At 71.3% G+C, this 23,979-nt stretch carries 22 protein-coding genes; 9 read left to right on the top strand and 13 right to left on the bottom strand.

From position 1 onward, the window contains the following. Positions 1-38: 38 nt before the first annotated feature. From pilM to SFY69_07930, 5 genes are read left to right on the top strand one after another with little or no spacing between them, the layout of a single operon-like run. The gene (pilM, locus tag SFY69_07950; protein ID MDX2131968.1) at positions 39-1,280 is read left to right on the top strand and encodes a pilus assembly protein PilM; all 1,242 of its coding nucleotides are present in this window, start codon (positions 39-41) and stop codon (positions 1,278-1,280) included. Between the two features lie 34 nt (positions 1,281-1,314). Then, positions 1,315-2,136, top strand: a complete 822-nt coding sequence (locus SFY69_07945) for a PilN domain-containing protein (protein ID MDX2131967.1) — start codon at positions 1,315-1,317, stop codon at positions 2,134-2,136. Between the two features lie 4 nt (positions 2,137-2,140). Then, positions 2,141-2,713 (top strand): type 4a pilus biogenesis protein PilO, encoded by a 573-nt coding sequence (gene pilO, locus SFY69_07940; protein MDX2131966.1) that lies wholly within the window; start codon positions 2,141-2,143, stop codon positions 2,711-2,713. Further along, positions 2,710-3,441, top strand: a complete 732-nt coding sequence (locus tag SFY69_07935; GenBank protein ID MDX2131965.1) for a hypothetical protein — start codon at positions 2,710-2,712, stop codon at positions 3,439-3,441. Before pilO ends, SFY69_07935 begins: the two co-directional genes overlap by 4 nt. A gap of 25 nt (positions 3,442-3,466) precedes the next feature. Continuing rightward, positions 3,467-5,467, top strand: a complete 2,001-nt coding sequence (locus SFY69_07930; protein ID MDX2131964.1) for an ATPase, T2SS/T4P/T4SS family — start codon at positions 3,467-3,469, stop codon at positions 5,465-5,467. 27 nt (positions 5,468-5,494) lie between these two features. Here SFY69_07930 and SFY69_07925 read toward each other — a convergent pair whose 3' ends face one another. Next, complete coding sequence (locus tag SFY69_07925; GenBank protein MDX2131963.1) at positions 5,495-6,103, bottom strand: hypothetical protein; 609 nt, start codon at positions 6,101-6,103, stop codon at positions 5,495-5,497. 54 nt (positions 6,104-6,157) lie between these two features. After that, positions 6,158-7,816, bottom strand: coding sequence for a serine hydrolase domain-containing protein (locus SFY69_07920; GenBank protein ID MDX2131962.1), 1,659 nt, complete (start codon positions 7,814-7,816; stop codon positions 6,158-6,160). Between the two features lie 73 nt (positions 7,817-7,889). Between SFY69_07920 and acs the strand changes: the two genes are divergently transcribed. Then, positions 7,890-9,953 (top strand): acetate--CoA ligase, encoded by a 2,064-nt coding sequence (gene acs, locus SFY69_07915; protein MDX2131961.1) that lies wholly within the window; start codon positions 7,890-7,892, stop codon positions 9,951-9,953. A gap of 5 nt (positions 9,954-9,958) precedes the next feature. Here the strand turns inward: acs and SFY69_07910 are convergent, their stop codons facing one another. The 5 genes from SFY69_07910 to SFY69_07890 are packed head-to-tail and all read right to left on the bottom strand — an operon-like array spanning position 9,959 to position 14,249. After that, the gene (locus tag SFY69_07910) at positions 9,959-10,951 is read right to left on the bottom strand and encodes a sodium-dependent bicarbonate transport family permease (protein MDX2131960.1); all 993 of its coding nucleotides are present in this window, start codon (positions 10,949-10,951) and stop codon (positions 9,959-9,961) included. Positions 10,952-10,991: 40 nt separating this feature from the next. Next, positions 10,992-12,035: an HlyD family efflux transporter periplasmic adaptor subunit gene (locus SFY69_07905; GenBank protein MDX2131959.1), complete on the bottom strand. Its 1,044-nt coding sequence runs from the start codon at positions 12,033-12,035 to the stop codon at positions 10,992-10,994. A gap of 41 nt (positions 12,036-12,076) precedes the next feature. Further along, positions 12,077-13,207, bottom strand: a complete 1,131-nt coding sequence (locus SFY69_07900; GenBank protein MDX2131958.1) for an ABC transporter permease — start codon at positions 13,205-13,207, stop codon at positions 12,077-12,079. A 50-nt stretch (positions 13,208-13,257) separates the two neighbouring features. After that, positions 13,258-13,665 carry a polymer-forming cytoskeletal protein gene (locus tag SFY69_07895; protein ID MDX2131957.1) on the bottom strand — a complete coding sequence of 136 codons (408 nt, stop codon included), beginning with the start codon at positions 13,663-13,665 and terminating at the stop codon, positions 13,258-13,260. Further along, positions 13,662-14,249 (bottom strand): polymer-forming cytoskeletal protein, encoded by a 588-nt coding sequence (locus tag SFY69_07890; GenBank protein ID MDX2131956.1) that lies wholly within the window; start codon positions 14,247-14,249, stop codon positions 13,662-13,664. The genes SFY69_07895 and SFY69_07890 overlap by 4 nt, the downstream gene beginning before the upstream one ends. A 141-nt stretch (positions 14,250-14,390) precedes the next feature. On the opposite strand from SFY69_07890, the gene SFY69_07885 reads away from it, so the two are divergent. Next, on the top strand, positions 14,391-15,908 hold the full coding sequence (locus SFY69_07885) for a glycosyltransferase (protein ID MDX2131955.1): 1,518 nt from the start codon (positions 14,391-14,393) through the stop codon (positions 15,906-15,908). A gap of 12 nt (positions 15,909-15,920) precedes the next feature. On the opposite strand, the gene SFY69_07880 is transcribed toward SFY69_07885, so the two are convergent. Then, a complete protein-coding gene (locus SFY69_07880) occupies positions 15,921-16,502 on the bottom strand; it encodes an NAD(P)H-dependent oxidoreductase (GenBank protein ID MDX2131954.1) in 582 nt (193 codons plus the stop codon). Positions 16,503-16,557: 55 nt separating this feature from the next. Next, on the bottom strand, positions 16,558-18,450 hold the full coding sequence (locus SFY69_07875; GenBank protein MDX2131953.1) for a GGDEF domain-containing protein: 1,893 nt from the start codon (positions 18,448-18,450) through the stop codon (positions 16,558-16,560). A 314-nt stretch (positions 18,451-18,764) separates the two neighbouring features. On the opposite strand from SFY69_07875, the gene SFY69_07870 reads away from it, so the two are divergent. Continuing rightward, the gene (locus SFY69_07870; GenBank protein MDX2131952.1) at positions 18,765-19,013 is read left to right on the top strand and encodes a hypothetical protein; all 249 of its coding nucleotides are present in this window, start codon (positions 18,765-18,767) and stop codon (positions 19,011-19,013) included. A gap of 150 nt (positions 19,014-19,163) precedes the next feature. On the opposite strand, the gene SFY69_07865 is transcribed toward SFY69_07870, so the two are convergent. Continuing rightward, positions 19,164-19,922 carry a hypothetical protein gene (locus tag SFY69_07865; protein ID MDX2131951.1) on the bottom strand — a complete coding sequence of 253 codons (759 nt, stop codon included), beginning with the start codon at positions 19,920-19,922 and terminating at the stop codon, positions 19,164-19,166. Between the two features lie 101 nt (positions 19,923-20,023). Beyond that, positions 20,024-21,190 carry a hypothetical protein gene (locus SFY69_07860; GenBank protein ID MDX2131950.1) on the bottom strand — a complete coding sequence of 389 codons (1,167 nt, stop codon included), beginning with the start codon at positions 21,188-21,190 and terminating at the stop codon, positions 20,024-20,026. Positions 21,191-21,386: 196 nt separating this feature from the next. Between SFY69_07860 and SFY69_07855 the strand changes: the two genes are divergently transcribed. After that, positions 21,387-22,103, top strand: coding sequence for a hypothetical protein (locus SFY69_07855; protein ID MDX2131949.1), 717 nt, complete (start codon positions 21,387-21,389; stop codon positions 22,101-22,103). A gap of 3 nt (positions 22,104-22,106) precedes the next feature. Here the strand turns inward: SFY69_07855 and SFY69_07850 are convergent, their stop codons facing one another. Together SFY69_07850 and SFY69_07845 are read right to left on the bottom strand one after the other, a co-directional pair. Beyond that, positions 22,107-22,388: a hypothetical protein gene (locus SFY69_07850; GenBank protein ID MDX2131948.1), complete on the bottom strand. Its 282-nt coding sequence runs from the start codon at positions 22,386-22,388 to the stop codon at positions 22,107-22,109. Between the two features lie 98 nt (positions 22,389-22,486). Then, positions 22,487-23,845, bottom strand: coding sequence for an ABC transporter permease subunit (locus SFY69_07845; GenBank protein ID MDX2131947.1), 1,359 nt, complete (start codon positions 23,843-23,845; stop codon positions 22,487-22,489). Positions 23,846-23,979: the final 134 nt, after the last annotated feature.

The following is a 23,979-nucleotide window of genomic DNA, read 5'->3' as shown; positions in this document are numbered from 1 at the left end:
GATGCTCTGCGGCGCAGGCGTCGCGGAGATCCGGTGCTATGGCCCTTTCCTCGTTCAAGAGCTTCGCGTCGCTGAACAAGCTGGCGGACAAGCTGACGCATCAGCTCGCCGGCGCGTCGGCGTCGCGCGTGACCTCGGGCCCGCCCATCGCGCTGGATTTCGGCGTGGGCTCGCTGAAGATCCTGCAGGTGGCCTCCGGCAGCCCGCCCCCGCTGGTGGCGGCGGCGTGCATGGAGACGCCCGAGGACCTGATCTACGACCACGCGAAGCGCCTGGAGTTCCAGCTCGGCGCGCTCCCGAAACTGATCCGGCACGGGGGGTTCAAGGGCAAGCGCGCGGTGTGCGCGCTTCCGTCGTGGCGCGTGGCGTGCCGGCACATGCAGTTCACCAAGGCCGAGGGCGTAGCGCTGGACGCGCTGGTGGCGGCGGCGGTCCCGACGCAGTTCCAGTGCGACCCGGGGGCGGTGGTCTTCCGCGCGTCGGAGGTGGACACGGGGCGGACGGGGGGCAAGGCGGAGGTGGTCGTGACGGCGGCGCCGCGCGACCTGGTGGACCGGCTGATGCAGGGGATGCTGGCGGCGAAGCTGGAGCCGGTGGGCATCCACGCGGAGTTCACGGCGATCCTGCGGGCGTTCGACATGACGCACCGGCGCGAGGGCGACCTGGCGCTGAACACGCTGTACCTGGACATCGGGACGAGCTCGACGAACGTGATGATCGCGCACGGGCTGTCGCCGGCGTTCGCGCGGGTGGTGCACGTGGGCGGGCGGACGTTCGACGACGCGATCGTGAAGCAGCTCAAGTGCACGCCCGAGGAGGCGACGGCGAAGCGCCGGGCGCTGGGGCAGACGATCGTGAACGCCGGGCAGCCGGGATCGCCCGCGGGGATCCCGGCGCCGGACCGGCGTCAGGGCGGGGGCGGGGCGGGATTCTCGACGGAGTTCCTGGCGCAGCCGGCGGCGATGGCGGGCCCGGAGGGGACGGACCTGCGCGAGCCGCTGGAGATGCTGACCGACGAGGTGTCGATGTGCCTGCGTTATCACGCGTCGCAGTTCCCGGAGCGTCGGGTGGAGCGTGCGGTCTTCATCGGCGGTGAGGCGCGTTCGCGCGGGTTGTGTCAGCAGATCGCGCGGGCCCTGAAACTGCCGGCGCAGATGGCCGATCCGCTGGCGCGGGTGGCGCGGACGGGGAAGGAGCCGGCGCTGGGCGTGGACCTGGCGCAGGCGCAGCCCGGGTGGGCGGTCGCGCTGGGGTTGTGCCTGAGCCCCACGGACCTGTGAGGGTCGGGCAGCACGAAGGACGTCGGAGGAACGCATGAGCAACCCGTACCGGCCCACGGGCCCAGGCAACACGAGCTTTCTCCCCGAGGACTACATCCGGTCGAAGGCCGAGGGGCGCGCGAACATCATCACGCTGACGCTGTTCGCCCTGGTGCTGGCGGGGGTGATGGGCGCGTTCGTGGTGACGAAGGCGTCGGTGGAGAAGATCGCGAAGCGCAAGGAGTTCGTGAACCAGCAGTTCCAGGAGGCGGAGAAGAAGATCGCGCAGCTCAAGTCGCTGGAGTCGCAGCAGGCCCAGATGATGGAGAAGGCCGAGATCACCTCGGCGCTGGTGGAGAAGGTTCCGCGCTGGGCGGTGCTGGGCGAGCTGACGCTGCGGATGCCCGCGGACATGCGGCTGGACTCGCTGGTGATCAAGAGCACGCGTCCGAAGGTGGAGGTGGCGCCCCCGCCGGGGGCCAAGCCCCCGGCGGTGAAGAGCCTGGCGGGCAAGTTCGCGGCGAAGGTGAAGCCCGAGGCCAAGGAGCCCGAGCGGGTGAAGCCGCAGGTCCCCCGGTTCACGTACGCGCTCACGCTCGAGGGGACGGCGGTCAAGAACCAGGACATCGCGGACTACCTGGCGTCGCTGAAGCAGTCGCCGGTGCTGGACAAGGTGGAGATGGCGTTCATCCGCGAATCGTCGGAGCGCGGGAGCGACTACCGCAAGTTCCAGGTGACCGCGCAGCTGCGGACCGAGCTGGACACGACCGGGCTGGCGCAGTCGCTGTCGCGCCTGGTGGCGGAGCGGACGCGGTGGGTGGCGGAGCAGGCCCGGGCGGACGGCGCGGCGAGCGCCGCGGCGTCGGAGAAGGAGTAAAGACATGAACGTCGGCATGCGGACGGTGTGCGTGCTGCTGGTGGTGGTCGGGCTTCCCGTGGCGAGCTATTTCCTCGTGTTCAAGCCCACCAACGCCAAGCTCGACACGGACCGGGAAGAGTGCGAGCAGAAGGAGAAGTACCTCACCAAGCTCGCCGAGATCGGGGACCGCGACGCGGACCTCGTGCGCGCGAACGAGGAGATCACGCGGAGCATCACGCTCATCGAGCAGCGTCTCCCCAGCGGGAAGGAGATCGACGGGCTCGTGCGGCGGGTCTCGGACCTGGCGGTGGCGGCGGGGCTGGAGCCCCCGGCGATCAAGTCGGCCAAGCCCGTGCCCAGCGGGATCTACATGGAGCAGCCCCTCGACATGGAGGTGTCGGGCTCGTTCCTGGGGTTCTTCACGTTCCTCGCGCAGATGGAGAAGCTCCCGCGGATCACCCGGATTCATGATCTCAAGCTGACCGGGCAGCCCAAGGACGGCGTGGAGCTGAAGGCGGAGTTCACGCTGAGCATCTATTTCCAGGACGGCGCGCCGCCCGTGGCGGCGGGCGTCAAGGAGGGCACGTCGCGATGAGCCAGGACACCCGATCGTTGGCGGTCCCGTCGGAGGCGCCGCGCGGGCCCGAGGCCGCGGCGCCGTTCGCGGGGCTCTCGCCCGAGGAACTCGCGGGGCAGCGCCCGCCGAAGCGTCGCGGCTCGACGCAGGTGGTGATCTTCGCGCTGGTGATCGGCGTGTCGGCGATCTCGCTCTGGTGGATGCGCCGCGAGGGCACGCGCGCGGGCGTCAGCTTCGAGGAGATCAAGGTCGAGTACACCGAGCCCGACGCCGAGAAGGCGCGCACCTACCAGCGCATCATGGCGGACCTGGCGCGCGTGCAGACCCCGCTGGACGTGGCGCTGGGCGAGTTCGGGCGCAGCCCGTTCATGCTCGACACGGGGACCGCGACGATCACCGAGCACGGGACGGAGGTTCCCGCCGGCCCGACGCCCGAGGAGGTCGCGGCGCGCGAGGCGGCGGAGCGAGCGGCCGCACGCCGGCAGGAGCTGGTCGACGCGCTGGCCTCGCTGCGTCTGCAGAGCGTGATGGGCGGGCGGTCGCCCCTGGCGCGCATCGACGACGAGACGGTGCGCGTGGGCGACCGGGTCGCGAAGCTGTTCACGGTCTCGGGGATCGAGGGGCGGAGCGTGACGCTCGAGGCCGACGGGCAGGTGTTCACGCTGACGATGGACGACCGTCGCACGGACCAGCCGCGCCGGGCGCCGGTCAAGATGGGCAAGCCGGGGCCGAAGAGTCCGCGGTAGAGCGCGACCCCGAGCAGGAGGCGGCGTGGGCAAGTACAACATCGACGACATCCTGAGCGAGCTCGGCGTCGACGACACGGGCGACGGGAAGGGCGGGGAGAAGCGGGGCTCGCCCCTCAAGAAGCCCCACCGCGTCGATCAGGCCGAGGAGAGCTTCTCGCCCCTGCCGAGCATGCCGGCGAACCAGCGGGCGTTCGGGGCGGGGGGCAACCTGCCGGTGCTGGCCGACCCGGCGTCGAAGAAGAAGCTGGCGTCGTCGGCGCCCAGCGTGGGCCCGGCGCTGGCGGAGATCTACCGCCCCGAGGAGCGCGAGGCCTCGAGCCGCGAGCTGGGTGAACTGCTCGTGACGCAGGGGATCATCACCCCGGAGAAACTGAACACGGCGCAGCAGGTGGTGAAGGCGAGCCCGGGGCGGCACCTGGCGGACGTGCTGATCGAGCAGGGCGCGGACGAATCCGGGGTGGCGCGGGCGGTCGCGGACCTGGCGGGCATCCCGTTCGAGCGGATCGACTTCGAGAAGGGGCTGGACGGCGGGTTCGACGGGAAGATGCTGCAGCGTCTGACGCCCGTGTTCTGCAAGTCCAACGCGCTGATCCCGCTGCGGATGGACGGGCAGCGCCTGGTGGTGGCGACGACGCAGCCGAACAACCCGTTCCTGCTCGACGAGGTCCGCCAGCGCTGCGGGGTGCCGGTCAAGTTCGTGCTGACGACGAACGACGACATCAAGGGCGCGCTGGAGATCGTGGGGGAGACGGACAAGTCCGAGGACGTGGACGTCTCGCAGATCCTGGCGGAGGTGCAGGAGGGCGACGTCCAGGTCGACGAGAAGAAGTCGGAGGAGGTCGACCTCGAGAAGGCGGCGGACGACGGGCCGGTCATCCGGTACGTGAACCACATCATCCAGCTGGCGATCTCGCAGGGGGCGAGCGACATCCACATCGAGCCCAGCGAGAAGAAGATCAAGGTGCGATTCCGCATCGACGGCGAGCTGTACGAGTCGCTGAACCCGCCGGGGGCGATGGCGGCGGCGATCACGAGCCGCATCAAGATCATGGCGGGGATGGCGATCGACCAGCGGCGCATCCCGCAGGACGGGCGCATCCGGTGCACGGTGCAGGGGCGCAAGGTGGACCTGCGTGTCTCGACGCTGCCGTGCGTGGGCGGCGAGAAGACCGTGATGCGAATCCTGAACGAGAAGTCGATCAGCGTAAACCTGGACGACCTGGGGTTCGACCAGGACACCCTGCACATCTGGAAGGGCCAGGTCGAGAGCCCGCACGGGATCGTGCTGGTGACGGGCCCGACGGGCTCGGGCAAGACGACCACGCTGTACGCGTCGCTGCGCCAGCTCGACCGCAACTCGATGAACATCTCGACCGTCGAGGACCCGGTGGAGTACACGCTCGAGGGGATCGTGCAGACGCAGGTGCACGAGAAGGCGGGGATGACCTTCGCGCTGGCGCTCAAGGCGCTGCTCCGCCAGGACCCGGACGTGATCATGCTGGGCGAGATCCGCGACCACGAGACGGCGATCACGGCGGTGCAGGCCGCCCTGACCGGGCACCTGGTGCTCAGCACGCTGCACACCAACGACGCGCCCAGCTCGATCACGCGCCTGGTGAACATCGGGCTCGAGCCGTTCCTGGTGGGCGCGGCGGTCAACGCGGTGCTGGCCCAGCGCCTGCTCCGCCGCCTGTGCGTGCACTGCAAGGCGACGGAGGCCCCGGGCGACGAGATGCGCGAGTTCCTCGCGATGCACGCGATGGACTCCGACGAGATCTGGGCGGCGAAGGGGTGCGACAAATGCCGCAAGTCCGGGTACTCCGGACGCGTGGGCATCTACGAGATGCTCGTCGTGGACGACCAGCTCCGCGATCTCATCGCGCGCAACCCGAACGTCGCCGAGTTCCGGCGGACGTGCATCGAGCGCGGGATGGTGACGCTCCGCGCCGACGGCATGCGCAAGGTGGCCAAGGGCGTCACCACCGTGCACGAGGTGCTGCGCGTCACCGAGGGTTCGCACTGACGCCGGGTTCGGTCCCCCGCGTCGGCGCTACTCCTGCACGCTCCAGGACAGGCTCGTGGTCTCGCGCAGGTCGGCGACATCGCTCTCGTTCATGTACACCAGCAGCGAGCCCTCGGGCACGTCCCAGCGCGCGAGGCGCCCCGGGCCGGCGGCGGCGAGGGCGGCGCCGACCTTCGCGTACAACTGCGAGAGCACGTCCCCGCTCTCCAGGTCCCAGGTCTCGCTGTTGGAGTTGATCTCGGCGGTGAACTGGAGCCCGCCGGTGTCGTAGTTCGTGCCGGCCGAGCCGTCGCCCATGGGCACTTCCTCGCCGATGAGGCGCTTGATGTGCGTGTAGGCGTCGGCGAGTTCGGCCTCGCCGGGCGCGTCGGACTTCTTGACGAGCACGACGTTGTTCGACCAGAACTCGCCGTACTCGCGCTCGGAGGCCATGACGAGCAGCAGCGCCTCGTACGGGCGCTTGCGGAAGGGATCGTCGAGCTTGCCCCGGACCATGTCGTAGTAGCCGTGCGGCTTGTTGATCACCAGCCCGCACCCGCGGAGCTTGTCGTACTGGGCCTTGCCCTCGGGCTCGCCGGCGGCGGGCTGCGCGCCGGTGCCGGTCGTGTTGCGCTTGTACGTGAACGAGAAGTCCATGCGTGCCTCCTGGCGGGTCGTCGGCGCGCGCGTCGCGCGCGGGCCGCGACGATCCTACCGCGCCCCGAGGGCGGCGCGAAGGCGCTCCCCGAGCGCCCGCGCGTCGTGGGCGTCCATCTTCACGAACACCGGCCAGAACGAGCGGGCGGGGTCCTGGACGATCATGGTCACCCGCCGAAGGGCGTCGGGCTCGCGGTGCGGGCTGCCCGGCGAGACCGTGACGGTGAGGCCGGCGTCGGCGAGTTCGATGGTGTCGCCCATGCCCTGGTACGCACGCGTGTACACCTCGAGGATCACGCGGGGCGAGGCGTGCTCGCCCGCGCGGGCGCCCGAGCCGAATCGCACGAGCGAATCGGCGGCCTTCATCATCGCCTCGCGCGGGAGGGCGATGGTCACCACGGGCGGCGCGCCGGGGGGGCCAAACTCCAGGGCCGGAGCGCCCGCGTCGGGCGTGCGCACGCGGCCTTCGGTGTCGTCGGGGGCGCGGACCCTGCCGTGCTCGTTGGCCGCCATCCCGCCGACGCGGAGCACGACGCGCGAGGATTCCGAGGCGCCGGGCAGGAGGAGGCCGGTGACCACGGCGCTGATCGCGCTCGGGTCGTGCTGTTCGTTGGTGATGACGAGCACGCAGGCGTCGGTGTCGAGCCAGCGCGTGAACACGACGCGGAAGCCCGCGACGCCCCCGGTGTGCGACGCGACGCGCCCGAGCGGGCCGGTGCTGATGGTCCAGCCGAGGGCGTAGTTGCCCAGCGCGGGCGTGAACATCGCGGTGCGCTGCGCGTCAGCGAGGAACTCCCCCCCGCGGAGCGCGCGGTCCCACGCGAACATGTCGCGCGCGCTGGTGACCACGCCCCCCGAGCCCCGGTAGCCCCAGGCGAACGGGTACGGGCACTGCCCGGCGTTGCCGACCGTGCGCCCGCGCGAGACGCGCACCGCGCAGCGAGAGAGGTCGAGCGTCGGGTCGGTCTGCGCGAACGTCGAGCCCATCCCCGCGGGGCGGAACACTTCGTCGCGCACGAACTCCTCGAACGAGCGGCCCGAGACACGCTCGACGATCGCCGCCAGTAGCCAGTACCCGGCGTTGCTGTACGCGAACGCGGCGCCGGGCGGCGACTTCATGCGCGGCCCGAGCAGCACGGGCACGACGCGCTCGCGCTCGTCGGCGTCGAAGCCGCCCTCGGGCTGCGGGATGCCCGAGGTGTGGGTGAGCAGGTGGCGGATGGTGACGCCCCGCTTGTCGTCGGGCACGCTCGCCAGGTGCATGGCGATCGGGTCGTCGAGCGTGAGTTTGCCCTGCATCTCAAGGCGGAGGATGGCGGCGGCGGTGAAGGCCTTGGAGACCGAGGCGAGTTCGAGCAGGGTGTCGCCGGTGATGGGCTCGAGCTCGTCGTTCGCGAGGGCGTAGCCCTTGGCGAGCACGATCTCGCCGTCCTTGGCCGCGAGCACGCACCCCCAGAACTGCCCGTAGGTGGCGCGGCGGACGGCGTCGTCGAGCTGCTTTCCGAGGTCGCCCGCGACGACGTCGCCGCCCTCGCCGCCCCGCCAGAAGGGCGCGGGCTCGGGCTGGCCCCACGCGCGTGCGGGCGCGAGGATGGCGAGGGCCGCCAGCACGAACGTGGCCCGGGCGAGGGATGCCGAGGCGAGGGACGCCGGGGCGAAGAGGCGGCGTGACGCGCGCATCCGGCGGCGTCGCGGGGCGTGGCGTGCGTGCATGGCGGAGGCTCCTTTCGGCCTGAGCGTACCGGCGCGCTTCGAGAACGGTTGCGGCGCCGGTATGCTGGGCGCCATGAGCGACACCATCCGTTCCGTGCTCACCGAGACGCGTTCGTTCCCGCCTTCGCGCGAGACCTCGCCGGTCATGCCCCATTGGCACGTCGCGTCCATGGAGCAGTACCGCGCCCTGCACGAGCGCTCGCTGCGCGAGCCCGAGGTGTTCTGGGCCGAGATGGCCCGCGAGATCTCGTGGTTCAGCCCGTGGGACCGGGTGCTGGAGTGGAAGGCCCCGGACGCGCGGTGGTTCGACGGCGCGACGCTGAACGCCTGCTACAACTGCGTCGATCGGCACGTCGAGGCGGGGCATGGCGAGGAGGTCGGCCTGATCTGGGAGGGCGAGCCGCTCTCCCGGCGCACCATGCACCCCGCCGCGACGTCGGTCTACGCGCCGATGCACGAGCTGCGCTGGCTGCGCTACCGCGAGTTGCAGCGTGAGACGGCCCGGGTGGGCAACGTGCTGAAGAGCCTGGGCGTCCGCAAGGGCGACGTCGTGACGATCTACATGCCCATGGTGCCGGAACTGGTCATCGCGGTGCTCGCGTGCGCGCGCATCGGGGCGGTGCACAGCGTGATCTTCGGCGGGTTCGCGCCGCACGCGATCGTCGAGCGCGTGACCGACGCCAAGAGCGCCGTGATCATCACGGCGGACGGCGGGTTCCGGCGGGGCGAGGTCGTGGATCTCAAGAAGAACGTGGACGAGGCGTGCGACGCGCTCTCGACCACGCCACAGAAGGTGCGCAGCGTGCTGGTGCTGCAGCGCACGGGCACGCGCGTGCAGTGGTTCGGCGGGCGCGACGTCTGGTGGCACGACGCGGCCGCGCAGGCGAGCGAGGATTGCCCGTGCGCTCCGATGGGCAGCGAGGACCCGCTGTTCCTGCTCTACACGAGCGGGAGCACCGGCAAGCCCAAGGGCATCTTGCACACCACGGGCGGGTACCTGGTCTACACCAACATGACCGCGCGCCTCACGTTCAACCTCGTGCCGGGCGTGGGGCAGGTCTTCTGGTGCACCGCCGATGTCGGGTGGATCACCGGGCACTCGTACGTGATCTACGGCGTGATGTCGAACCGCGTGCCGACGCTCATCTACGAGGGCGCGCCGAACTTTCCCGGCAACGACCGCTTCTGGGACATCGCCTCGCGCCATCGCGTCACGCAGCTCTACACCGCGCCCACCGCCATCCGCACGTTCATGAAGTGGGGCGACGACCACCCGGCCCGCCACGACCTCTCGCACCTGCGGGTGCTGGGCACCGTGGGCGAGCCGATCAACCCCGAGGCGTGGATGTGGTACCGCCGGCACATCGGGCGCGACGCGTGCCCGGTGGTCGACACGTACTGGCAGACCGAGACGGGCGGGCACGTGCTGACGCCGCTGCCCGGCGCGATTTCGACGAAGCCCGGCAGTTGTGCGCTGCCGATGTTCGGGATCGACGCCGCGGTGGTGAACGAGCGGGGCGAAGAACTCCCGCCGAACGCGGGGGGTCTGCTGGCGATCCGCAAGCCCTGGCCCGGGATGCTGCGCGGGGTGTACGGCAACCGGGACCGGTACATCGCGGGGTACTGGTCGCGCCTCAAGGACCCCGCGACCGGCGAGGCGTATTACTTCTCGGCCGACGGCGCGCGGCGCGACGAGGACGGGCACTTCTGGGTCATGGGGCGCGTCGACGACGTCATCAACGTGTCGGGGCATCGCCTGGGCACCATGGAGGTGGAGAGCGCGCTGGTGAGCCACCCGGGCGTCGCCGAGGCCGCGGTCGTCGGCATGCCGCACGAGATCAAGGGCACGGGCATCTGCGCGTTCGTCACGCTGCGCCCCGCGTGGCTCGCGGCGAACGGCCGGGCGCCGGACGAAGGCCTGAAGAAAGACCTGGCGGCCCACGTGGCGCACGAGATCGGGCCCATCGCGCGCCCCGATCAGGTGCGCTTCGCCGAGGGGCTGCCCAAGACGCGCAGCGGGAAGATCATGCGCCGCCTGCTGCGAGACGTCGCCGCGGGCGTGGAGAAGATCACGCAGGACACGACCACGCTCGAGGATTTCAGCGTCGTGGCGAAACTGCGGGGCGACGAGGAATAGTCGCGTTACCAGAGCCGCTGCGCGATGCCCGTCAGCAGCGGGATCCCCAGCGTGATGTTGAACGGGAATGTGACGCCCAGGGCGAGCGAGATGTAGAGCGCGGGCTTGGCCTGGGGCACGGCGAGGCGCAACGCCGCGGGCGCCGCGATGTACGACGCCGACGCCGCCAGCACGCCCAGCAGGATCCCGTCTCCGAGCGCCACGCCGCACGCCCGGGCAGCGCCCAGCGCGATGACGCCGGAGGTTACCGGGGCGGCGATTCCGAAGACGAGCAGGGTCTTGGGGATCGCGAGGATGTCTCGCCGCCGGGCCGCCGCGAGCAGTCCCATGTCGAGCAGGAAGAAGGCGAGGACGCCGGGGAAGACGTCGGTGCAGAGGGGCTTGAAGGCGCGGTAGCCGTGCTCGCCGGTGAGCGCACCGATGGTGAGGCTGCCCAGCAGCAGCAGGACGGGCCCGTTGAGGAGCGACTCGTGGAGCAGGAACCCCCACCGCCGGGCCGGGGCCTGGCCGGGCGCGGGCTGTTCACCCATGCGGAGCAGCGCGACGCCCACGACGATGGCGGGAAACTCCATGAGGGTCATCGCGGCGACCATGTGCCCGCCCGATTCGATGCCTTGCTCATGGAGCATGGCGACCGCGGTCAGGAAGGTCACGACGCTGACGGACCCGTAGACCGCCGTCAGCGCCGCCGCGTTCGCGCGGTCCGTCAGCCGGCGCAGCACGGGGAAGCACCCGAGCGGGACCAGGAACGCGAAGGCCAACGCGAGCGCGATGGAGACGAGCCCCTGCGTGGACAGCCCGTCGCGGGCGAGCTCCACACCCCCCTTGAAGCCGATGGCCCACATGAGGTAGAGCGACAGCCCCTTGGTGATGGCCTTGGGCATCCGCAGGTTCGATCTCACCAGGGACGCGAGCACGCCCAGCGCGAAGAACAGGACCGGGGGGCTGATTCCAAGGATGCCCGACCCGTCGCCGGCCACCGGCACGGCCGCAGCCATCCACGAGCATGGAAATCCCACGATGCGTGCTACCCCCGCGTTACATCCCCGCCTCGATGAACACGTCGACCGCCTGCCCCGGGTACACCGGGCGGCCGGGCGAGCCCACGACCTCGTACACCACGTCGATCACGCGCGTGTCCACGCGCTCGAGGTTGTCGCCGGTAAGGTCCGACTTGGGCCGCGCGTACGGCTCGATGCGCAGCAGTTTTAGCGGCAGGTCGATGGGCAGGGCGCCGCGGGTCTTCGCGACCGCCGGGCTCTGCGCGGTCACCAGGGCGATGTCCTCTTCGTCGACCTGCGCCCGCACCGCCAGGCGCCCCAGGTCGCCGACGATGAGCGCCGGCTGGCGGGCGTCGACGTTGACGTAGTCCCCGGGCTCGACGGAGCGACGGAGCACCGTGCCATCGCGGGCGGCCCGCACGGTGAGACGATCGACGAGCATCTCGAGGGCCAGCACCTCGGCCCGCCGCTGGTCGAAGAGCGCGGTCGCGATCTGCAGATCGGGCTTCCACCCGCCCGCGCGGAGCTTGGCGAGGTCGGCCTCGGCGCGGGCGAGTTCGGCCTGCGCGACGTCGACCGCGAACTGCGCCGCGAAGATCTCGCGCTCGTTCCCGCTCCCGCGCTGCGAGGCCTCGCGCGTCCGGGCGAGCGTGTCCTCGCGGTCTTTCAGCAGCGCGCGTGCGCGGCTGACATCGGCCTCGAAGGCGGGCACGTCCTCGACGCGCGGCAGCGCGTGCCACCGGTCGATCTCCGCCTGCGCCGCCGCCACCGCCGCCCGTGCGCGGACGAGATCGGCCTGCAGCGCCCGCTGGTCGAGCTCGAAGAGCGCCTCGCCGGCCCGCACCTGCTGCCCGACCTCCACGTGCACCTTGACGACCAGCCCGGGCTCGGGGGGCAGCACGCCCACGTCGCGGCCCGCGGGCTCGACGATGCCCAGCGCCGCCACGCCACGGTCGAACGGGTTCACCGACGCGGGACGCGCGAGGGGAAGTTGCGGGGGCGTCTCGTCCGCCGTCGCGACGGCGTAGACGCCCACGCCCAGGCCGAGCACCGACAGCACGATGGTGAGCCAGCGGATCACGCGCCAAGCGTAGGGAACGCGCGCCGAGCACGCGTGCGCCGCTACGACGAGAAGACCGTGCCCGGCGAGACCGTGATCACCCGGCGGATGCTCAGCAGGCTGCCCACGCCGATGGTCAGCAGCGTCGCGAAGAACGACCCCACGAGCAGGGGCCAGGGGAAGTACGTCGAGAGGTCGCTGTCGGCCTTGCGCGACAGCAGCGTGAACAGCCCCGCGACCCCCGCGCCGATCCCGAACCCGATGACGCCCACCACCAGCGCCTGCATCAGCACCATGCCCACCAGACGCAGGGTGGAGGTGCCCATCGCCTTCAGCACGGCGAAGGACCGGAGGTTCTCGAGCGTGAACTGGTAGAAGATCGCCGCGGAGAGCAGCAGCCCGACGACGAAGCCCAGCGTGATGGTGATGCCGAAGTTCACGCCGATGCCGGTGGCGACGATGATGAACCGTGTGGAGCGCGCGCGAAACTCGCCGGGCGTGAACGCCGCCACGTCGCCCAGCGCGCTGATGCGTGATTGCACCTCGGCGATGTCGAACCCGTCCTTCACCTTCACGAGCACGTAGCTGATGGTCTCGCGACCCGTGGGGCTGAACTGCACGGCGTTGTCGAACGTCGTGTAGATGATGCCGTTGCTCTCGAAGCCGCGCTTGGCCCGTGCGATGCCGACGACGACCGCGCGCTGGTCGTTGATCTTGATGACGTCGCCCATGCGCACGCCGCCCATCAGCACCGCCGAGTTCTCCTCGACGATGATCGCGTCGGGCTGCCAGAGGTTCTCGACGCGTCCTTCGATCATCTCCTCGGGGCGTCCGACGAGCGTCGTGCGCGCGATGCCGATGATCTGCACGCGCTTGAAGTTGTTGTCGGGCAGCTCGGTGACGGCGTAGGCGTTGAACAGGGGTTCGGCCCACCTGACGCCCGGGACGCTGCGCACCCGCGCCAGCTTCTCGTCGGAGAGCGCCCTGTACTCCGAGATCCACTGGATGCCGGGGTCGGCGACCCACAGGTCCGGCTGGCGGATGTTCTGGAGCGGGCCGGTCGCCTGCGTGAGCAGCCCCAGGAAGATCGCGCCCTGCTGGCACATGAGCAACGCGGCGAACGCCAGGCCCGCCACGAGCGTGGCGTACTTGGAGCGATCACCAAAGAGCATGCGCATCGCGACGTGGAGCACGGGCGATCGTACCGCGCGCGGGCGTGCGAATTCGCCGGCACCGGCGCGCGTCAGGGCGGGGCGATGCGCACCGTGGGCGCGACGAGCGTGCCCCCGGGCTCGACGAGCAGGCTGGTGGCGTGGACGCACCCTTCGACGCAGCCGCGGCTGGAGACCCGGACCGAGCCCCCGCTGGCGACATCGCCCCGCACGGTGCCCTGGACGTCGACATCGCCCGAGGCGCGGAGCCCGCCCCGCCCGCCGCACGAGGCGCCGCGCGCGACGGTGACGTTGCCCCCGGTGGCGACCGGGCCGGACCAGGCGCCCCGCACGACGGTGTCCTCGAGGGTGACGCCCTTGTAGCACGAGGCGCAGGTGGTGCTCATGGCGCGTCGGGCGACGGTGAGGACGCGCCGGCAATGCGGGCAGACGACCTGTCGCCCCGGGTGCGCGGGGGCGAGCAGTTCGCGCGTGCTCACGGCGCGACGCTCCCGCCGCCGTTCACCCCGCCGTTCACCCCGCCGTTCCAGCGGATCGATTCGGCGCGTGTGGTCTTGAGCGCGTCGGCGAGCCAGTCGTCGGTGCCGGCGGCGGCGGGGGAGAGCGAGGCGCCGGCGGGCGCGTGGCGCGCCGCGGCGGGCTTGCTCGCCGGGACGACGACCTCGGGCAGCGGGCGCCGCTCGGGCGAGGCCGGGGCGGGCGAGAACGTCCGCACCGCGTCGGGCCCGACGCAGACGCGTCCCTCGAAGGAGGCGCCCTCGCTGACGGAGAGCGCCCCGGCGATGACGTCACCCTTCACCCGCGCGTCGCGCCCCAGGTGCAGCGACGTGCGCGCGACGACGTCGCCCGACAGCACGCCCTCGACGACGACGCGGTCGGCCTCGATGCGCGCGTTCGTGGCGCTCGACCCCTCGATGCGGACCTCGCTCGGCGCGTCCTCGCCCGGGGCGGGCTCGGCGCGGATCGAGCCCTCGAGCGTGCCCAGCACGCGGCATGCCCCCGAGATCACGAGTTCGCCCTTGAACGTGCAGCCGCGCCCGATCACGGTGGTGGTGTCTGTCATCACGGTCTCCGCTGCTCACTCGGGGCGGATCCCCCGCCCCCGACCCGGCGTTATCGGACAACTGAGGAATCGTCGTTCACACTTCTCCGCCGAACCAGCGTCGCAGACGCCCATCCCCGAAACAGCCGATGGATAGGCCGCATGAACGGCATGAGCGTCACGATCGATCAGCCGCCGCCGCACGCGCGGGAAGGGTCTCCCGAGCGAGAGCGCGCGGGGGGCGCACGGGGCGCGGTGCTGGGGCCGCTCGTGGGCGGGTGCCTCAAGCACGCCGTGCTCGCGCTGCAGGACGGCCGAGGTGCGGACGCCGTCGAGGCGATCGCCGCGGCGGCCGTGGCGGACATCCAGCAGTACTCGCAGGCGTTCCTGCGGGGCGTGCCCGAGGCGGCGGCGCTCGGGAGCCTGTACGAGCGGGCCTTCGCGCAGGCGGGGCTTTCCCCGGGCGTGCGAGAGGCCGCGCCGATCCCGCGCGGGCGCCCGGCGCGCCTGGTGTACGTGGTGGGGTCGGTGGTGGAAGGACAGGCGGCGAGCGCGACGATCGCGCGGCTGGTCGCGTTGCACGATCGGCGGGCGTTCGATCCCGTGGTGGTCGTGGCGGAAGAGGCCACGCGGCGCGACCCCGCGCTGACGTTCCTGCGCCAGCCCGACGCGCCCTCCGAACGCGTGGGCGCTCCGACGCTCGCGCGACTCCGCGCGCACGCCCCGGTGCGCGTGCTGCACGCCGGGGGCACCTTCGTCGACGGCGCGCGCGACGGCGTGGCGCTCATGCGCGATCTGGCACGCGAGGCGCCGATCGACCTGGCCGTGTTCGTGGCGAGCAGCGCCTGCCCCGTGCAGGCGGGGATGGCCTGGGCACGCGTCGCGCCGACGCAGTGCGTGCTGAGCGTGGGCTCGCCCCTGGTGCTGCGGGGCGTGGACGCGGTGATCTTCAACAACCCGCGCCGGCGGCGCGCCGATGCGCCGGGGCTGGCGGCGATGGGCATCCGCGACGCGGGCGTCGAGACGAGCGGGGGCGACGCCGGCGGGGCGGCCCAGGCGCTCGCGTGCACCCGGGCGTCGCTCGGGCTGCCCGCGCGGGCGGTGGTGCTGGCGAGCGTCTCGAACGCGCTCGAGCGCCGCATGCTCGCGACGACGTTCGCGCGCGACCTGGGCGCGTTCCTGGCGCGCACGCCCGACGCGTGGTGGGTGGGCGTGGGCGCCTGCGAGACAGACGGGCTCACGCGGGCCATCGCGGCGGGCGCGGGAGACCGGGCCAATGACGTGGCGGCCCGCTGCGTGTTCCTGGGGGCGCGGCGCGACGTGCCCCAGGTGCTCAAGGCGTGCGACCTGCTGCTCAACGAGTACCCCGAGGGGGGCGGGAACAGCGTGATCGAGTCGATGGGCGCGGGCGTGCCGGTGGTCGCGGTGCGTGCCGGCCCGCGCCACGCCGAGTGCATCGGCGCGGACCTGGCGGGCGATGACCCCGCCTGGGGCGGCGTGGACTCGCTGGACGACTACTGGCGCCTGGCGACGCGCCTGGCGACGGACGAGGCGGCACGCCGCGAGGCCGGGCGGGCGCAGCAACGCCGCGCCCTGGAGCGACTGGACTACCCGGTGATCGCGCGGGCGTACGAGCGGATCTTCCGCGGGCTCATGCGCGCGGGCGAACGGCGCTCCTGAACAGCGAGCCGATCAGCCCGCGAGCTTGGCGCAGGTCGAGGCGACGGCCTCGGCGATGCCCTCGGCCGCGGCGCGGGTCTTCTCGTCCTTGATCGAGCCGTCGGGCGCGAAGGCCTCGTGCGACTTCGAGAGGGCGAACTGCTGCGGGAGCACGATCACCCCGATGTTGCCCAGGATGCTGCGCAGGTGCACCAGCCCGCGCAGCCCGCCCAGCGCGCCGGGCGACGCGGCGAGCAGCCCCGCGACCTTCCCGTTGAAGCACGAGAGCGGGGGCTGGTCGTTCTCCGGGCGGCTCGCCCAGTCGATGGCGTTCTTCAACGCCGCGCTGATCGAGCTGTTGTACTCGGGCGACGCGATGAGCACGCCGTGGGCGGCACGCAGCGCGTCCTTGAATCGCCGGACGCCGGCGGGCAGCCCCTCGCGCTTCTCCAGGTCTTCGTCGTACATCGGCAGCGCGAGGTCGCGCAGGTTCAGCACGGTGACCTGAGCGCCCAGTCGCGTGGCGCCGGCGCTGGCGGCCTTCACGAGCATCGTGTTGTACGAACCGTCGCGGGTGCTCCCCGAGAACGCGAGAATGCGGACCTGCTGTGCCATGGACGAACCTCCCGCGACGAGGGTACGCCCGCGGCGCGGGCCCGCGCGCCGCCCGCTACGCCGCCTGCGCGCGGGGCGGGGAGACCCCCGGGATCAGCATCGCGCGGAAGCGTTCCACGGTTTCACCGGGGCGCTGGGCGAACTCGAGCTTGTCGAGCACGCAGAGGGCGCCGGCGGCCTCGCACGCGGCCCGCATCGCGGGGTCGGCGTCGGAGGTCATCGCCACGAACTTGGCCGGGCGCCGGGGCAACCCGGCCAGGAGCAGGGCCGCGTCGATGAACACGAGCGACGCTGATTCGTCGGGCGCGAGCGTGGGCGTCGCGGTGACGCGGAACCGCGTGAGCAGCGCCCCGGCGATCAGCCGGCGCGCGAACGGGTCCGGGTCGACGACGGCGACCGTCGGCGCGAGATCGGCCGGCGCGGGCGCGGCGGCCTTCTCGGGCGACGGTGCGCCGGGGTCGGCCCAGCGCACGCAGTTGCGACCGGCGGTCTTGGCGGCGTAGACCGCCTCGTCCGCGAGTTTCGTCAGGTGCTCGGGCGTCCACGACCCGCTCGCGTTCGCCGGGTCGCTCGTCGCCACGCCCAGGCTGATCGTGCGGGGAAGCACGATCCCCGGCAGGTCGTAGTGCGCGAGGTCGAAAGGCGACCGCTCGATGGCCCGCCGCAGCAGTTCCGCGATCCGCTTGCCCTTCTCGAGGTCGATCTGCGGAAGGATCGCGACGAACTCTTCCCCGCCGTAGCGGCACAGGGTGCCCACGCGCCCGATGGCGTCGCGCAGACGCCGGGCCGTCTCGATGAGCACGGCGTCGCCGGCCTGGTGCCCGTGGGTGTCGTTCACGCCCTTGAACTTGTCGGCGTCCAGGAAGATGAGCGTGATGGGGTGGCGTGCGGCCCGGGTCTTGGCGAGCTGCTCGCGCAGTTCGCGATCGAAGAACGCGCGGTTGTGCAGCCCGGTCAGCCCGTCGGTGTTCGCGCGGCGCGCCAGTTCCTCGTTGTCGCGACGCAGGGCCGCCGACTCGGCCGCGATCTCCTCCTGCGTCTCGAGCATCCGCTCGTGCGCCTCGGCAAGGATCGAGCCCACGTCGGGGCGCCGGCCCGTGGAGATGTCGAGCAGTTTCGAGAGTTCGGCGGCCCCGGCGGCGGTGGACTCCACCAGCGACTTGGACGTCGCGGAATCCACCTCGAACCACCGGCGCGCGCTGACGATGAACGCGCCCAGCTTCGACTGCGGGCGCGCCACCGTGAGCGCGGACGCCACCATCCCGCCCAGCGCCACCGTCCGCACCATCCGCGCGTGCGGGCCCGAGGCGTGCTCGGCGGCGTGGTGATGCGCGACGGCCTCGACGAGCTGCTCGGGCAGGCGCCAGCGCTCGGCGAGCTGCCCGCCCACGCCCGCGTGATCGAACCCCAGCGTCGCGCGCTCCACGCCCGCCGATTCGTCGTGGTCCTCGCCCACCTTCGCGATGACGGCGGCGTACTCGCCCCGCAACGCCGTGAAGCACGCGAGCATCCCGATGTCCTGGAGCAGCGCCCCGACGAAGGCCTCGTCCGGGTCGCACGCGCGGGTGTGCTGGGCGATTGCGCGCGCGGCGGCGGCGCTGTACACGGCACGCCGCCAGTAGGATTCGAGATCGAACGCGCCGTCGAGCCCGAGCTTGCTGGTGGTGTCTACCAGGCTGAAGCTGAGCACGATCGACTTGACGGTGTTCAGCCCCAGCAGGCTCATCGCGCGCCCGATGTTGGGGCAGGGCGTGCTCAGCGCGTAGTAGCTGGAGTTGACGGTGCGGAGCACCTTGCTCGCGAGCGCCGGATCATTCTGCACCGTCTGCGCAATCCGCGCGATCGATACCCTCGGATCTTTCGTCAGTTCCAGCACCTGCAGCGCCACCGCGGGGAGCGAGGGGAGCGTGGGGCAAGACAGAACTCGGTCGAGAGTGGGTTTGGCCATGAAGCAGACCGCAGGTCGGGAACACCGTCGATTCACCGCTCGGCTCAGAGCATCGGGTGAGATGACGAATCACATTGCCCCGTCACGCAAACCCACAATCGGGTGGTACTACCTATGCCGGTGTCTTTTCGCAAGCGTCGGCGTGCTGCGGGCTTGGGGAGACGGCGGGCCCCCCGAGCCGGCTCCCGGCGCGATGTTCGAGGCGGAATCCGGCATCCGCGCGTCCGCGAACATCGAAGAGTTCTGCGACGTACCTACGGAGGAACATGTCGGACGCGTGTGCGTCCGATCAGGAATGGAGGGAGCGTTCGAACATGAATACGAACCCTCGCGAAGAGATTAGTCCGGAACGTCTGGTCGAGGCCGCGGTCGCCTGCCTGCGTGCGACGCAGGAGTACGCCGCCGAGTTCGGGAAGACGATCTACCCGACGGACCTGCTGGGCAGCCCGGAGCAGCCTCGCGACCTGTGCGAGTTCACGCGATACGAGGTCGAAGAGGCCGCCGCGTTCCTCGTGCGCATGGGGTACATCGAACCTCGCCCGCGCGCCACGCACGGCCTCTAGACCCTTTGACCAGCCACACTCCGGTCCCTCAGGCCGGACACACCCCACGACGCCCCGTTCCTAGTGGACGGGGCGTCGGCGTTTGGTGAGATCGAACCGGCGGGGGCACCCGCGGGAGGGGACGGCCCCTCGACGCGTCGGGCGCCGCGATCAGGGCGTCGCGCTGAGAATCTCCGGATTCAGGAAGAAGCCGACGATCAGCGCGACCAGCGACACGACCCACATCCACTTCAGCAGCACGTTCTCGGCCTCGACCAGCACCCAGTAGAGCTCGTACAGCCACAGAATCCCGAACACCCACGAGATCAGGATCAGGATCCCCTTCCACGTCTCGTCCTGCCACGCGGCGAACAGCGCCCACACCCGCGACGCCAGGTACATCACCCCCGCGAGGATCAGGTACAGAATGTGAATCTCGGGCACGACCATGACGCCCGCGCCCAGCGCGCCGAAGACCAGCAGCATGCCCAGCCCGACGAGGTGCGGCTGATCGCTGAAGAAGTTCCCGCCCCGTGACGACTCGGCCTTCTCGCCCGGCGCGGGCTTGGCCTTCTCGACCTTCACCTGCGTCCGCTTGTTCGTCTTGGTGTTGAACCCGCAGCCGACGCACACGACGGTGCCATCCACGAGCGGACGCCCGCATTCCGGGCACGGGGTCGTGCCCTTCTCCGCGACCGACGACTTCCCGCCGATGTTGAGGAGGAAGGTGTTGTCGTCGTCGGCGCCGGGAGCCGCGGCGCCGGGGCGCGCGGGAGGGGCCGGGGGCTTGGCGGTCTGCGCGCCGCGGGCGGCCTTGGCCTTGGCCACGCAGTCCTGGCAGAGGTACCGTCCGGCGGAGTCCTTGACGCGCGGCTTGCCGCTGACGTCAATGCCGCACACCGAGCACGTCTTCTGTACAGCGTCCGCCATGGAATGCCACCCCGCCCTCAACGCCCGCACCACGGGCGTGCCCCAGGGGCGAAGCGTACCACGCGGCCCGCGGTCCGTCTTTGCCGGCGGCCCCCGCGGGTTCAGAGCATCAGCGAGAAGATCGCGAGCGTGACCCAGACCAGGAGCGCGGTGCAGAACGTGACGATCGCCGACTCCTGCAGGTCAAGGTCCTGCATGTCGGCGAGGTACCACGCGTAGATGACCCCGCAGACCATCCCGGTCGCCCACCACGGGATGGGCAGGGGGATGAGATCGACGGTGACGCGGATCGCGAGGGCGACGGCGACGAGCCCCGCGACGTTGAGGAGCATCTTGCGGAACGTGGTGGAGACGCCCGTCCACATGACGCCGAGCAGGGCCGTCACCCCGAAGGCGACCAGCGTCGCCCACGCGTAGACCAGCAGCCCGCCGAGCACCAGTGGCCCGGCCACGCCGAGCCCGCGCTGCCCGGGCGGCCGGACCCAGCCGAGCGCCGCCCCGCGGATGCCTCCCTGAACCCATCCGTTGGCGAACATGACGCCCACCACCACGAGCAGCCCGCCGGCGATCATGAACACCGGGCGCAGCACCGACCATCGCGCGACCTCCGCGGAAAGCTCGTCGTACTCGGGCTTGCGGTACGACAGTCGCTTCGTTGTGCCGCATTCCGGGCAGGTCACGTCCCCCTGCGCCGAGGTGGGGACGCCCGTGAGCACGTACCCGCACGCGCCGCACGTCGGCTGTGCAACCGCGGGCGCGGGCTTGGCCTTCTTGGGTCGCCGCTGGTCCGCCGGGGTGGCGTCGGGGTCGAAGTCGCCGAGGATCTGGCGGACCTTCTCCGGGTCGAGCGGGAGTGCGGCCGGGTTGAACCCGCAGACGCACGCGGGCACGCCCGGGCGCATCGCGGCGCCGCACTTGGGGCAGGGCGCGCGCGATTTCCCGGCGAACGTGTCATCGCTGAGTTGCAGGACATCGTCGGCGTGGCCGGTTGTGCCGGCGGCGGGGGCGTTGGCGGGCTCGCGCCGTGGCTCGCCCGCGGAGGTGGCTTCATTGGGCGCCTTGGGGCGTGGGCGGGCGGGCGCCGCGCTCTGCCGCTGGCCGCCCGCGTCGGGCCGCACGGGGCTCGCCGGAGCATCCGGCGCCTGGCGCGGGGCGACAGTGGCGGAGGCGGACCAGCAGGCGTCGCACCACGGGCGGCCTTTCGTGTCGAGGCGCGTGCCGGCGCCGTTGCCGCAGCGCACACACGGTTGGACTGACGCCGCCGTCATGCTGCACCCCCCGCGGCCGCAGCCTACCGCGCCCGGGCCTTGCCGGTAGGCTGGCGCCATGATTCGGTGGACGACCGTTGTTGTGGTGCTTCTACTCGGGGCGTGCTCCCCGGTTGCGAACCGTCGGCCGGACGAGTCGTCTGCACGTGAGCGTGCGAAGGCCGCGCCGGGGTTGCGCGTGGTGTCGAGCGGTGCGGTGCGCACGGGATCGACGCCCCCGGAGATTCCGGCGCGCGAGGCGTTCCGCCCGTCGGTGCACGGGCTTCGGTTCGTCAACCGATTCAGCGGCTCGCCACTGCCCGACGCGCTGCGGGGTTCGTCGCTGGCGCGCGGGAAGGTGGTTCCCGCCGAGTTCGGGCTGTGCGGGGGCATGTCGCTGCTCGTGGCGGATTACTACCTCGCCGGGCAGCGCCCTCCCGACGACACGACCCCGCCCGCCCCCGGCACGCCCCTGTACGACGCCATCGCGGCCCGACAACTGGAGTCGTTCGGCGAGGGCGGCGTGATGGTGCTGGCGTTTCGCCGCTGGATGAGCCTGCCGGATGATGGCGGGGCCGACGAGGAGAGCACGGCGTCGCTGACGCGTGCCGAACTGGCCGGGATTCTGCGTCGTTTGGACCGGGGCGAGCTGGTCCCGCTCGGGTTGGTGTACGTGCGTTCGCGGACGAACTCGCGGGCGCCGCAGAGCCGCGTGGGCGTGCTGTGGCAGAACCACCAGGTGCTGGCGTACGGGTACGAGCCCGGCGAGGCGGGCGTGCGAGTGCGGGTGTACGACCCGAACTACCCGGGTGATGATGGCGTGGTGATCGCACCCGCGCAGGGCGTGTGGGAACGACGCACCGGGACGGGCAAGGTGACCCGTGTGCGGGGCTTTTTTCCGATGCCGTACGAGGCACGCCCGGCGGGCGGATGAAGGTTACGAGCCGGCGGGCTTCTTGTGGATCTGCATGAGCCGCTCGTTGACCTTCTTGGACTCTTCCAACTGCTGGAGGCCCTCTTCGCCGAGGGTCTGCTCGAGCGTGGGGGGCGGCGTGGGGGGCGAATCGAACACGCCGTAGAAGTACGCGAGGAACGCGCAAGCGCCGACGAGGGCGACGATGGCGACGACGAGCTTGATGGTGCCGCTCTTGTCCGGGCCGCTCCCCGTCGCCTTGACACCCTTCGCGGAATCATCGAACGACTTGCGCTTCTGGGCCACGGGAAGATCCCCTTGTCATTGCGTGCGCGAAAACTGAACCGGGCGTGAACACACCGGACGGGAGATCGTACCCCGCCCGCGGAAGGATGGACGGGTGCTCAGCCCACGTCGCGGCGTTGGAAGAGCAGGACGGCGAGGCTGAGAAACACGCCGACCTGGCACGCCGCATACAGCGATACCAGCCCAACATACGCAGCGGGTACCCGCCGGTTCTGCGAGACGGCGTCGAGGAGCCAGAAGAACTGGAGGTTGGGGATGGCGCCCCAGGCGGCGAGCGCGACCGGGCGGATGGAGGTGGGGCGGCTGAAGACATAGTCGTCGGGCTCCGGAGCCCGGGTGATGGCGAGGGGGCGGCCGCCGATGTGACGCACGCGCAGGGTGGCGCCGGACGAATCAAGCACGATGATCGCCGGGGGCTGTTCGGAAGCGAGCTGTTCGGTGAGTTCGTTCAGAGCGCCCGAGAACCGGGCGTAGTCGGTCGGCGCCAGCATGGGGAACCCGCTGGGGCCGGGCGAGAAGTACACGGGGTCGCCGGGGCGCGGGCGTTCCAGTGGCTCGCGCGAGAGTCGCACGACGAGGGTGTCGCCCAGGTTCCGGAAGCTGGCGCGCTCGGGATCTTCGGGCGAGACCGACTGGATGCGTCCCAGGGCGGCGTTGTCGAAGACGTGCTGGCCGATCATGTGGTTGGAGAGCAGGGCGCCGACGAAGACGCCCATGCTGACCACGAGCGTCATGACCTGCCCGAGGCGGGTGGACGCGGCGAGGGCCACGCTGGTCAGGACGAGCACGGCGAGCCCCAGGCACAGCGACGCGACCATGACCTGGTCCTTGAAGTCGGTGAGCGGGGGCTGGAGGTTCCACTTCTTGCCGACGAAGAGGACCAGCACGTAGGCGAGGATGGAGAGCGGCACGAGGAGCGTGACGAGCGTCTGCGGGAAGTTCCAGCCGTAGAAGAAGTTGCACCAGCCGGCGATGAAGAGGGAGAGGGCGACGAAGCCGACGCCGAAGAAGATGACTGGCCCGTCGAGCTCGTCGGCGGCGGTGGACATGACCCCGTGCCGGACGGCCAGGAGCAGGAAGACGAGCATCACGACCAGGGCCGCCAGCATCGCGCCGGCGACCCCGGCGAACTTGCCGAGCACGAGCACCGGGCGCGGGATGGGCTTGCTGATGACGGTGAGGACGGTCTTGTTCTCGATCTCGCGCGAGATGACGGCGGTGGCGATGAACCCCGCGAGCAGCGTGGAGATGACGAAGATGGTGCCCAGGCCGATGTCGAAGAGGAGCTTGGTATCGCCCGAGACCTGCGAACTTTCGACATCGGCCATGCTGAACGCGGCGTTGAAGGTGTTGAACACCTGGATGATGCCGGCGAGCAGCACGAGCGTGAAGAGCACCGGCTGGCGGACGCTCTCGACGAACGCGTTCTTGGCGATGGCGATCAGCTGCGTGATCATGGAGAAAGGTGAGACCCGGTCGGGACGATCAGCGTCCCTGGATGGTGGGCGCCTCCGGGAGGGCACACGGGCGAGAGATTCCCGGCGGGAGAGACGAACATAGCGTGGGGGGCGTCGTACATCAATCCGCTGGG

Source organism: Planctomycetota bacterium, assembly GCA_033763975.1.
Taxonomy (GTDB): domain Bacteria; phylum Planctomycetota; class Phycisphaerae; order Phycisphaerales; family UBA1924; genus RI-211.
The sequence above is the reverse complement of the archived record's forward strand: the minus strand, read 5'-3'. Positions and strand labels throughout refer to the sequence as shown.

Bases quoted from the DNA above. Each gene is read 5' to 3' on its own strand.
- pilM (MDX2131968.1), top strand. From the start codon at position 39: ATGGCCCTTTCCTCGTTCAAGAGCTTCGCGTCGCTGAACAAGCTGGCG.
- SFY69_07945 (MDX2131967.1), top strand. From the start codon at position 1,315: ATGAGCAACCCGTACCGGCCCACGGGCCCAGGCAACACGAGCTTTCTC.
- pilO (MDX2131966.1), top strand. From the start codon at position 2,141: ATGAACGTCGGCATGCGGACGGTGTGCGTGCTGCTGGTGGTGGTCGGG.
- SFY69_07935 (MDX2131965.1), top strand. From the start codon at position 2,710: ATGAGCCAGGACACCCGATCGTTGGCGGTCCCGTCGGAGGCGCCGCGC.
- SFY69_07925 (MDX2131963.1), bottom strand. From the start codon at position 6,103: ATGGACTTCTCGTTCACGTACAAGCGCAACACGACCGGCACCGGCGCG.
- SFY69_07920 (MDX2131962.1), bottom strand. From the start codon at position 7,816: ATGCACGCACGCCACGCCCCGCGACGCCGCCGGATGCGCGCGTCACGC.
- acs (MDX2131961.1), top strand. From the start codon at position 7,890: ATGAGCGACACCATCCGTTCCGTGCTCACCGAGACGCGTTCGTTCCCG.
- SFY69_07910 (MDX2131960.1), bottom strand. From the start codon at position 10,951: ATGGCTGCGGCCGTGCCGGTGGCCGGCGACGGGTCGGGCATCCTTGGA.
- SFY69_07890 (MDX2131956.1), bottom strand. From the start codon at position 14,249: ATGACAGACACCACCACCGTGATCGGGCGCGGCTGCACGTTCAAGGGC.
- SFY69_07885 (MDX2131955.1), top strand. From the start codon at position 14,391: ATGAACGGCATGAGCGTCACGATCGATCAGCCGCCGCCGCACGCGCGG.
- SFY69_07880 (MDX2131954.1), bottom strand. From the start codon at position 16,502: ATGGCACAGCAGGTCCGCATTCTCGCGTTCTCGGGGAGCACCCGCGAC.
- SFY69_07875 (MDX2131953.1), bottom strand. From the start codon at position 18,450: ATGGCCAAACCCACTCTCGACCGAGTTCTGTCTTGCCCCACGCTCCCC.
- SFY69_07870 (MDX2131952.1), top strand. From the start codon at position 18,765: ATGAATACGAACCCTCGCGAAGAGATTAGTCCGGAACGTCTGGTCGAG.
- SFY69_07865 (MDX2131951.1), bottom strand. From the start codon at position 19,922: ATGGCGGACGCTGTACAGAAGACGTGCTCGGTGTGCGGCATTGACGTC.
- SFY69_07860 (MDX2131950.1), bottom strand. From the start codon at position 21,190: ATGACGGCGGCGTCAGTCCAACCGTGTGTGCGCTGCGGCAACGGCGCC.
- SFY69_07845 (MDX2131947.1), bottom strand. From the start codon at position 23,845: ATGATCACGCAGCTGATCGCCATCGCCAAGAACGCGTTCGTCGAGAGC.